This window comes from Geminicoccus flavidas (assembly GCF_009806515.1).
GTDB lineage: Bacteria > Pseudomonadota > Alphaproteobacteria > Geminicoccales > Geminicoccaceae > Geminicoccus > Geminicoccus flavidus.
The window spans coordinates 1-10,095 of sequence record NZ_WUJP01000118.1 but is presented as its reverse complement, the minus strand read 5'-3'; the positions used below and the strand labels follow the sequence as shown (position 1 = coordinate 10,095).

The following is a 10,095-nucleotide window of genomic DNA, read 5'->3' as shown; positions in this document are numbered from 1 at the left end:
GCGCCAGCTCGAACAGGCGCGGGAAGGTCTTGGGCTGCATGTCGAGGTCGCCGGTCCAGGCGTACTCGAAATCCACCTCGTCGAGCTGCGGCAGCATCCACTTCAGCTTGTCGGCGGTGAGCTTCTTGGTGTATTCAAGATCCCCGCCGCGCTTGCCCTCGACGAAGACCGAAGTGACCAGCCGGCCTTCCTTGTTGTATTTGTAGATCATCGGGTCGTCGCGCGTCTCGACGACCGTGTGGTTTTCCGGCGCAATCGTCTTGCGGACATTGTCGGAAATTGGCTGCGTGGCGAGGATCATCACCGACATGGTGGTGAAGGTCTTGTCCAGGCCCGGCCAGTAGCCGTCGGTATAGGCGCCGCTGCCGCACACCACCTTGTCCGCGGTGACCGCACCCGTGGCCGTCACGACCCGCCAGCGCCAGCCGGCCGGCTCGATGCCAGTCACCGGCGAGTGGGTGTGGATGGTCCCGCCCTGCGAGATCACCGCCCTGGCCAAGCCGCGGGCATAGGCCAGCGGATTGAGATGGCCGCCCTCGGGATGCAGCCAGGCGCCGTAATAGCGCGGTGAGCCGGTCAGCCGCTCGGTCTCGGCCTTGTCGAGCAGATGCGTGACCTTGCCAGCCGTAGCATAGGTCCGCTGCTTCTCCTCCAGCATCTTCACGCGCGACGGGGCGTGCGCCACCATCAGGTAGCCGTTCTGCACCGCCTCGCAGTCTATCCCGTAGCGGCGGATGATGTCGAAGGTGAGGTTGGCGCCGTTCGTCTGTCGCTCGACCAGCCGTTCGCCATAGACCGGGCCCAGCATCTTGCGCACGGTCGGGATCGAGTAGAAGTGGAAGGTCGGGGTGCAATGGCCGGCATTGCGCCCGGAGCAGCCGAAGCCGACCTCTTTCGCTTCCAGCACCACCACCCGCACGCCCTGCTCGGCCAAGTGCAGGGCGGTCGACAGCCCGGTATAGCCGGCCCCGATCACGCAGGCATCGGCAGTGACCTCGCCATCGATCGGCTCGGTCGGTGGGGCCGCGGGTGCCGTCGCATACCACAGCGACGGCTCGATCGGCGAACGTTGCATGCGCTCGGACTCCGTGCAGACGAGAGTTGCGGGCGATGATCCACTCTGACACAGCCAGCGATTCCTGGCGGCACTGCTTCTGCCGTCTTTGAGGACACGGGCTATTCGAGCGCGATAGTCACTTCGCCTGGATGATCGACACCAGACGTCTCGATGGCTGCTTACCTGCCTGCGCGATGATGGATGTCATCCACTATGAGGAGCGTCAAGGGCCTTTGCACAGGTCACGTCACTGTTTCGTCACATGGCCGGCACCGCCGCCGGCATCTCAACTGGCCGCCCACATACCCCGCATCCGAGCCGCCAGGTCGATCCGCGGGGCCGGCTGCCCAGTTGCCGCCTGCTCCGCGACTACCTCCGGCCAGACGGCCTGCTCGAACAGCGGCAGGAGCTCGTCCGGCAGGAAGCGGCTGCGCCCGGCATGGACGTGGCGGTCGCCGCGAGCATTCTGGCCGTGGGTGAAGAAGCGTTGCGGCACCACGAGATGCAACTCGTCACGCGCCCTGGTCATCGCGACATAGAGCAGCCGCCGCTCCTCCTCGATCTCGTCCGGGCTGCCCGTGCCGAGGTCCGAGGGGATGCAGCCATCCACCACGTTCAGCACGAACACGGCCTGCCACTCCTGGCCCTTGGCGGAATGGATCGTGGAAAGAACCAGATAGTCCTCGTCCAGCATGGGCACGCCGGCCTGGTCGCTGACCGCATCGGGCGGATGCAGGGTCAGCTCGGTGAGGAACCGCTCGCGCGACGGGTAGCCGGCGGCGATCTGGGCGAGCTGGGCGAGGTCGGCGGCCCTGGCCGCGGCATCCTCATGGATACGCTCCAGATGCGGTGCGTACCATTGGCGGGCCTGGTCCAGCGCTGCCGGCCAGGCCGCGTGGCGCAGCTCCTGCACGGCCGCGACGAACTCCGCCCAGGCGGCCCCGGCCCTGCCGGGCGCCGGCACGTCCGCCAGCCCGACCCCCGGTCCATCCGGTGCGGCAAGCCGTTCCAGCACGCGCTCCGCAGCGGCGGGGCCGATGCCCGGCAGCAGCAGGAGCACGCGCAGGCCAGCCATCCGGTCCTTGGGGTTCTCGACGAAGCGCAGGAGCGCCAACACATCCTTGACGTGCGCGCTGTCCAGGAACTTCAGCCCGCCGAACTTCACGAACGGGATGTCGCGGCGGGTGAGCTCGACCTCCAACGCTCCGCTATGATGTGCGGTGCGGAACAGGACGGCCTGCTGGCGAAGCGGGACGCCGCGCTCCCGGTTCTCCAGGATCTCGGCTGCGATGTAGCCTGCCTGGTCCGCCTCGTCCGGCACCGTGACCAGGCGCGGCGGCGTGCCGCCCTGGCGCTGCGTCCACAGATTCTTGGTGAAGCGCTCGGCAGCGAGGTCGATCACGCCGTTGGCCGCGGCCAGGATCGGCTGGCTGGAGCGATAGTTCTGTGCCAGCGTGACCACGGCGGCAGCCGGCGTGCAGCGGACGGGAAAGTCCAGGATGTTGCGCACGGTGGCGGCGCGAAAGCCATAGATCGACTGGGCGTCGTCGCCCACCACGGTCAGGCCGGAGCCGCCCGGCTTCAGCGCATGGAGGATGGTGGCCTGCAGGCGGTTGGTGTCCTGGTACTCGTCGACCAGCACTTGGTCGAAGCGGCTGCCGATCGCGTTCGCTAGGCCGGGCTCGGCCATGGCGGCGGCCCAGTAGAGCAGCAGGTCGTCGTAATCGAGCGTGTTCTGGCGCTGCTTGGCGGCGACATAGGCGCCGAACAGGGCGCGCAGCTCGCGCTCCCAGCCACTGCACCAGGGGAAATGCTCGGCCAGCACCACGTCCAGGGGTGCCTCGGCATTCACGCAGCGGGAATAGATGGCAAGGCAGGTAGCCTTGGCCGGGAAGCGGCGCGCCGCCTGGGACAGGCCTTGCTCGTGGCGCACCAGGTTCATCAGGTCGGCGGCGTCCTCCCGGTCCAGGATGGTGAAGGCGGGGTCCAGGCCCAGGGAGGTGGCGTGGGTGCGCAGGAGGCGGGCGCCGATGCCGTGAAACGTGCCGGCCCAGCCGAGACGCAGTGCCGGGGACGGGCCGTTCAGGCCCAGCACCTTGGCGCAGATCCGCTCCGCGCGCCGGACCATCTCGGCCGCGGCCCGCCGGGAGAAGGTCAGGAGGAGGATGCGCTCAGGGGGAACGCGCTGGACCATCAGGTGGGCCACGCGATGCGCCAGCGTGTCGGTCTTGCCGGAGCCGGCACCTGCGATCACTAGGAGTGCAGGGGCGGAGTCCTGCTTTCCCGTGCCATGCAGGACCGCCTGCCGCTGCTCCGGATTGAGGCCCGCCAGATAATCGGCGGCGGTCGCATCCACCCTCGCTCGTCTCCCCCGAGGCACCCTGGCGGCAGGATCGGGGATGCGCCCTGGGTGCGCAACCTCGGCGGCAAGGGGTAGCCTCGGCGAGCCCCGCTCGCTCCGGCCCGGGACTTCAGGGGAAGGTGAGGAGCCGGCCCGCCAGGTCGTGGATCCGTTCCGCCCAGGCAACCCGCTCCCGCCACGAAGCGGGGATGCCGGACGCACCGTACAGGGCCCCGGCGAGCTGACCGGTGATCGCCGCCGTGGTGTCGGCGTCTTGGCCGAGATTGGCCGCGGTCAGCACAGCCGAGCGGAAGTCGCCGGTCCGGCCGATGCACCAGAGCGATGCTTCCAGGGCATGGGCCACATAGCCGGTGGCCTGGATGTCGTCGCGGCGCTTGCCGCGCCAGGAGCCGGCGGCGATCGCCGCGACGTTTCCGGCAAGCGCAGCCGCCGGCCGGTGCAGCACTCTGGAGCGCAGCCTGCCGGCGATCGCGTCGGCCAGCATCTCGGCATAGACGATGCACGCATCGACTGCCTCCGGAGCACCGTGGGTCGTGCGGCTCTGGCGGGCGGCCACGTCGCGCAGCTTCTCCCGGTCGTGCCACCAGCGCAGCGCCACCGGGGCCAGCCGCATCAGCGAGCCGTTGCCGGCCTGCTGCGGATCGGTCGAGCCGGCCAGCGGGTCGCCGGTCCGCTCCCATTTTGCCAATGCCTGCCTGGTGGTGATGCCGATGTCATCGCATACATCCTCGCAGGAATAGGCGCCGTTCCGGTACCAGTCGGTGAAGCGGGCCATCAGGTCGCGCTCGTCCAGCCCGGGATGGGCGACGAGGCTTTCCGCCAGGGCCAGCGCCATGGCGGTGTCGTCGGTCCAGCCGCCCGGCTTGCGGCGGAACGGCCCGCCCCCGACCATGTCGGTGAGCGGCGGGTAGCTGTCGCGCGGCTTGAACTCCAGCGTGGTGCCGACCGCATCGCCCACAGCCAGGCCCAGCAGCGCGCCATGGGCGCGGTCGCGGATCGTGTCCCTGTCCGTGGCCGGCTTTCGCTCCGGGATCTCGACCTGCCGCCGGACATGGTCCTCTTGGCCGCCGGTCTCGATGGCACCAGGGCGCACCTTGCAGACGGTCCGGATCGCCTGGTCCGGCGGCATGCCGCACTCGACCAGCAGGCGGGCCGTGATTGTCCCGGCCCGCCCGAGCCCGCCCTTGCAATGCACCAGGACATCGAACCCGTCGCGGAGCCGGGCGCGAATACCTTCGCCCACTTCGTTCCACCTGGTCTCGAACGCCTCGGGCGGCACGCCATAGTCGGGGATCGGCAGGTGCAGCCAGTCCATGTATCGGCGCCGCACCTCCTCCTCCAGGGTGGGGATCCGCAGGCTGTCCAGCTCGTGCTGCTCGATCAGCGTCACCACCAGCGCCGGCCCCCATTGCCGGACCGCATCGAGATCGACGCACAGGTCCCGGTTTCAGGAGCCGGTGAAGGCATGGGCCTGGTTCTTGCCGGGGCAGAAGGTGATCCCGATGCGGCCGTACCCGTCCTTCGCCCGCACTTCCGCAATCTGCAGGGGTGGGTCACGCTGGTGCGGCCCAGGGCGGAGGCGCCAGCCATCCGGTTCTGCTCGCCTGCCATCATCGCTCCTCTTCCTGACCCATGGCGCAGCCGGTGGGACTATTCTCATGCGGGCATCAGCTACCCATTTGCGCAACCGCAATCAGGGTTTAAAGCCGTAACAATCAATCTTCGATAGAAATGATGCCCCGGTTCGTGCCATTCCTGCCGGCCTGTCGAAGGGAGATGTCGATGGCGCCGACCACCACCATGGCAAGGGTGCGAACCGTGGCGTTCGCCGGGCTGGAAGTGCGCGACGTCGACGTGGAGGTGCAGCTTGCCAGCGGCCTGCCGGCCTTCACCCTGGTGGGCCTGCCCGACAAGGCGCTGGCGGAGAGCCGGGAGCGGGTGCGCGGTGCCCTCGGCACGCTCGGCATCTCGCTGCCGCCCAAGCGGATTGTGATCAACCTGGCCCCGGCCGACCTCGCCAAGGAAGGCAGCCATTTCGACCTGCCGATCGCGCTGGGCCTCTTGGTGGTGCTGGGCCTGCTGCCACCGGCAGCGCTCGAGCAGCATCTGGTGCTGGGCGAGCTGGCCCTGGATGGCGCGATCCGCCCGGTCCAGGGCGTGCTACCGGCAGCCCTGGCGGCGAGCGAGCGGCGCCTCGCCATGATCTGCCCGGGCGATTGCGGCGGCGAGGCGGCCTGGCTCGCCAGCGAGATCGAGGTGGTGGCCGCACCCTCGCTGGCCTCGCTCATCAACCATCTCCGCGGCCTGCACCGCCTCCCGCCGCCCGAGCCGGCACTGGCCAGCGAAGGCGGCTCCTATCCCGACCTGAAGGACGTGAAGGGTCAGGAGACGGCCAAGCGCGCCATCGAGATCGCCGCGGCCGGCCACCACCACCTGCTGATGAGCGGGCCGCCCGGCTCCGGGAAATCGATGCTGGCGGCCCGGCTGCCGGGCCTCCTGCCGCCGCTCGACCCGGCCGAGGTGCTGGAGGTCAGCATGATCGCGTCCATCGCCGGCAGGCTGGAAGGCGGCCGGCTGACAAGGCGCCGGCCGTTCCGCAGCCCGCACCACGGCAGCTCGATGGCAGCCCTGGTCGGCGGGGGCAGCAATGCCCGGCCGGGCGAGATCAGCCTCGCCCACAAGGGCGTCCTGTTCCTGGACGAGCTGCCGGAGTTCCAGCGCAACGTGCTGGACGCGCTCCGCCAGCCGCTGGAGACCGGCCAGATCACCGTGTCACGCGCAACGGCCCACGCCACCTATCCGGCGCGCTTCCAGCTCATCGCCGCGATGAACCCGTGCCGCTGCGGCCATCTCGGCACGCGGGAGCTGCAATGCGCCAAGGCACCCGCTGCGCGGACGACTATCTCGGCCGGATCTCCGGACCGCTGTTCGACCGGATCGACCTAGTGGTCGAGGTGCCGGCAGTCTCGCCGGCCGATCTCCTCCTGCCGGCACCCGCCGAGGACAGCGCCAAGGTGGCGGCCAGGGTCGCGGCGGCGCGGGAGATCCAGTCCGAGCGGTTCGCCAAGGCCGGCCGTCCGGAACTGCGTGCCAATGCCGAGGCCGAGGGCGAGCTCCTGGACGAGATCGCACCCCTGGACCCGCCGGCCCGCCAGCTCCTGGAGCGGGCCGCCAAGCATCTGCACCTGACCGCACGGAGCTGGCACCGGGTCGTGCGGGTGGCCCGCACGGTCGCCGACCTGGACGGCAGCGAGGTGGTGCGCAAGCCACAGGTCGCCGAGGCGCTGGCGTTTCGCCGTCATGCGCCCAGGCGCGGCTGAGGGGCGGCGGGGCCGAGCTCGTGAAGCGGCCGGGCCTGCCTATTGATCCGGTCCGGTCCATCTGGCAGCACTGATGAGCCTGGACCACTCGCGCGCGGTCGCCGAGATGCCAGGGCCGGCGTGGCAGAAGAACTAGGTATGATCGTCGGCAGCCATAACCACGCGCTCGTAGCACTCTCGATCCTGATCGCGGCCGCCGCCTATACAGCACTCGACCTTGCCAGCCGGATCCGGGCATCCGCCGGTTGGGCACGGCTCGCCTGGCTGGCGACGGCGGCGCTGGCCATGGGCGGCGGCATCTGGGCCATGCATTTCGTCGCGATGCTGGCCTACCGCATGCCCGGGATGCAGGCCGACTACGATGTCGGGCTGACCCTGGTCTCGCTGCTCGTCCCGATCGTCGCGACCGGCATGAGCTTCGGCCTCATGGGCCTGTTCCCGCGCTCGTCCATGCTGCTGCCGGCCGCCGGCCTGCTCATGGGGCTGGGCATCGTCGCGATGCACTATGTCGGCATGGCGGCGATGAAGATGGATGCCGAGCTCCGCTATGACCCCTACTGGGTGGCGGCATCGGTGCTGATCGCGATCGGCGCCGCTTCGGCAGCGCTGTGGCTCACCACCAGGACCAGCCATTTCCCCAGGCGGCTGGCCGCCGCCCTGGTGATGGGCGTGGCGGTTTCCGGAATGCACTATGCCGGCATGGCCGGCGTCACCTTCGTCATGCATCATGGCGAGGCGGTCCCGCCGGCGGCAGGGGGCTTCGACCAGCCGACCCTGGCCGTGGCCGTGGCGGCGGCCGCCTTCCTGATCCTGTTCCTGGCACTGATCGCCGCCATGTTCGATCGCCGCTTCGCGCATCTGGCCGAGCGCGAGGCGGCGGCCCTGCGCCAGAGCGAGGAGCGCTTCCGGCAGCTCTACCGGCGCACGCCGCTGCCGCTCTACTCGCTGGACCGGTCGGGCCGGGTCGAGCAGGTCAGCGACGCCTGCCTGGACCTGATCGGCTATGACCGGACCGAGATCGTCGGGCGGCCGCTGGTCGACTTCATGACGGCAGCGTCGGCGCGCCGGGCGATCCGCGAGGACTGGCCGGCTCTGCTCCGCCACGGGGAAGCCCGCGACGTCGAGCACCGGATCGTTACTAGGTCCGGCAAGATCCTGGACGTGGTGTCCTCCGTGCGGCTGGAGCGGGACGGGGAGGGCGGGTTCCTGCGGGTGCTGGGCGGCCTCACCGACGTCACCGAGCACCGGCGCGCTGAGGAGGCCCTGCGCCAGGCGCAGAAGATCGAGGCGATTGGCCAGCTCACCGGCGGGATCGCCCATGACTTCAACAACATCCTGGCGGTGGTGATCGGCAATCTCGATCTGCTGCGCAAGCGCCTGCCGGATGATCCCAAGGCCGGGCGACTGCTGGAGGGCGCGTTCGAGGGGGCCAGGCGCGGTGCGGCGCTCACCCAGCGCCTGCTGGCGTTCGCGCGGCGGCAGGACCTGAAGCCCGAGCCGGTCGACGTGCCGGCCCTGGTCGGCGGCATGGCCGACCTGCTGGAGCGCTCGCTGGGCCCGATGATCACGGTCGCGACCCGCTTTCCCGTTGGCCTGCCGCGCGCCCATGTGGACGCCAACCAGCTCGAGCTGGCGCTGCTCAACCTGGCGCTGAATGCGCGCGACGCCATGCCCGCCGGGGGCAGGCTGACCATTACGGCTGCCGAGCGGCAGGTGGCGGACGGAGCGGCGGATGGGCTCCTGCCCGGCAGCTATCTCTGCCTGGTCCTGTCCGACACAGGCCAGGGGATGGACGCGCCGACGCTCGATCGCGCGCTGGAGCCGTTCTTCACCACCAAGGGGCTCGGCAAGGGTACCGGGCTCGGCCTGCCCATGGTGCAGGGCTTGGCGGCGCAGTCGGGCGGCCGGCTGTTCCTGCGCAGCACGGTGGGCGAGGGGACCGTGGCGGAACTCTGGCTGCCGGCCAGCGTTGCGCCGGAGCATGCCCGGCGGCCGGCCCCGGCCGCGGCGACGGCGCAGGTCGGCCGGCTGACCGTGCTGGCCATCGACGACGACCCGCTCGTGTTGATGAACACGGTCGCCATGCTGGAGGATCTGGGCCACGCCGTGCTGGAGCGGCCATCCGCGGTCGAGGCGCTGGAACTCCTCCGCTCCGGCCAGCAGGTCGACCTCCTGATCACCGATCAGGCGATGCCGGCCATGACCGGACTCGAGTTGGCCCGTATCCTACGCGCGGAGCAGCCAGCACTGCCGGTGCTGATCGCCAGCGGCTACGCGCCGCCCGCCGAGCCCGACGGCGACTTCCCGCGGCTCGGCAAGCCCTTCGACCAGGCAACGCTCGCCCGTGCCATTGCCCTGGCCCTGGGTGCTGGCCCTGATGCCGGCCAGGCTGCGCGCCTGGAGGTGGCCCAGGCGCGGCCGGCCTAGCGGCCAGCCGTCCTGGCTGGCGCACGGTCATGCCGTTGTCGCGAGGCCGGGCCTATGCCGCCCGCGGGCCTACCTGGAGGATGGACTTGCTGATCTGCCAGCTCACTGACCTGCATGTCCTGGCCGAGGGCAGCCTCGCCTATGGCCGGGTGGCGGCCAACCGGATGGTCGCGCGCGCAATCGACCGGGTGCTGCGCCTGGACCAGCGGCCGGACGTGGTCGTGGTGACCGGCGACCTGACCCATGCCGGGGCGCTTGAGGAGTATCGCAGCGTCCTGGGCCAGCTCCAGCACCTGCCAATGCCGGTGCTCGTGGTGCCGGGCAACCACGACCGGCGCGAGACCCTGGTCCACGGGCTGGGCCCGCTGCTTCTGCCCGGGCAGGAGGGGGCGAGGCTGCATCTGGTGGCGGACGGGTTCCCGGTCCGGATCGTCCTGCTCGACACGCTGGTGCCGGGATCTGCCCATGGCGAGTTGGACGCGGCCAGCCTCGCCTGGCTCGATGCGCGCCTGGCCGAGCAGCCGGGCCGGCCGACGCTGGTGGGCATGCATCACCCGCCCTTCCTGTGCGGCATCGCGCATCTAGACCGGATCGCGCTGCGGGACAGCCGGGCGTTCGCCGCGGTGATCGCCCGGCACCCCCAGGTCGAGCGGGTGGTCTGCGGCCACCACCACCGGCCGATCACCACCCGCTTCGCCGGCACGGTCGCCAGCGTGGCGCCCTCGGTGGTCCATCAGGCCGAGCTGGCGCTGGCGCCGGATGCGCCCGCGCGCTTCGTGCTGGAGCCGCCCGCCTTCCAGCTCCATCGCTGGACGCCGGAAACCGGGCTGGTCACCCATACCGTCCAGGTGGATGATTTCCCGGGCCCCTACCCGTTCCTGGCCGGGCCCGACCCTCGCGCCTAGCCCCTGGCCTCGCCAGGGACTAAA

6 protein-coding genes and 1 pseudogene are annotated in these 10,095 nt (G+C 70.5%); 4 read left to right on the top strand and 3 right to left on the bottom strand.

Translation table 11 applies throughout. The features are described 5' to 3' along the window. The 3 genes from EQG76_RS03200 to EQG76_RS03190 form a co-directional block, all read right to left on the bottom strand. The coding region (locus EQG76_RS03200; protein ID WP_159710558.1) for an NAD(P)/FAD-dependent oxidoreductase at positions 1 to 1,075 on the bottom strand (1,075 nt) is incomplete at its 3' end. A 268-nt stretch (positions 1,076 to 1,343) separates the two neighbouring features. Then, positions 1,344 to 3,413 (bottom strand): ATP-dependent helicase, encoded by a 2,070-nt coding sequence (locus EQG76_RS03195; protein ID WP_159710556.1) that lies wholly within the window; start codon positions 3,411 to 3,413, stop codon positions 1,344 to 1,346. 115 nt (positions 3,414 to 3,528) lie between these two features. Continuing rightward, positions 3,529 to 4,809: an ADP-ribosylglycohydrolase family protein gene (locus EQG76_RS03190; protein ID WP_200840515.1), complete on the bottom strand. Its 1,281-nt coding sequence runs from the start codon at positions 4,807 to 4,809 to the stop codon at positions 3,529 to 3,531. Between EQG76_RS03190 and EQG76_RS31535 the strand changes: the two genes are divergently transcribed. The 4 genes and pseudogenes from EQG76_RS31535 to EQG76_RS03175 all read left to right on the top strand — a co-directional run bounded on the left by EQG76_RS31535 (position 4,789) and on the right by EQG76_RS03175 (position 10,071). Then, positions 4,789 to 5,148: a hypothetical protein gene (locus EQG76_RS31535; RefSeq protein WP_200840514.1), complete on the top strand. Its 360-nt coding sequence runs from the start codon at positions 4,789 to 4,791 to the stop codon at positions 5,146 to 5,148. The genes EQG76_RS03190 and EQG76_RS31535 overlap by 21 nt on opposite strands. Positions 5,149 to 5,219: 71 nt before the next feature. Beyond that, positions 5,220 to 6,739, top strand: a pseudogene (locus EQG76_RS03185) (YifB family Mg chelatase-like AAA ATPase). A 138-nt stretch (positions 6,740 to 6,877) separates the two neighbouring features. After that, positions 6,878 to 9,166, top strand: coding sequence for an MHYT domain-containing protein (locus tag EQG76_RS03180; protein WP_159710554.1), 2,289 nt, complete (start codon positions 6,878 to 6,880; stop codon positions 9,164 to 9,166). 86 nt (positions 9,167 to 9,252) lie between these two features. Beyond that, complete coding sequence (locus EQG76_RS03175; protein WP_159710552.1) at positions 9,253 to 10,071, top strand: phosphodiesterase; 819 nt, start codon at positions 9,253 to 9,255, stop codon at positions 10,069 to 10,071. The last annotated feature ends 24 nt before the right edge of the window (positions 10,072 to 10,095 follow it).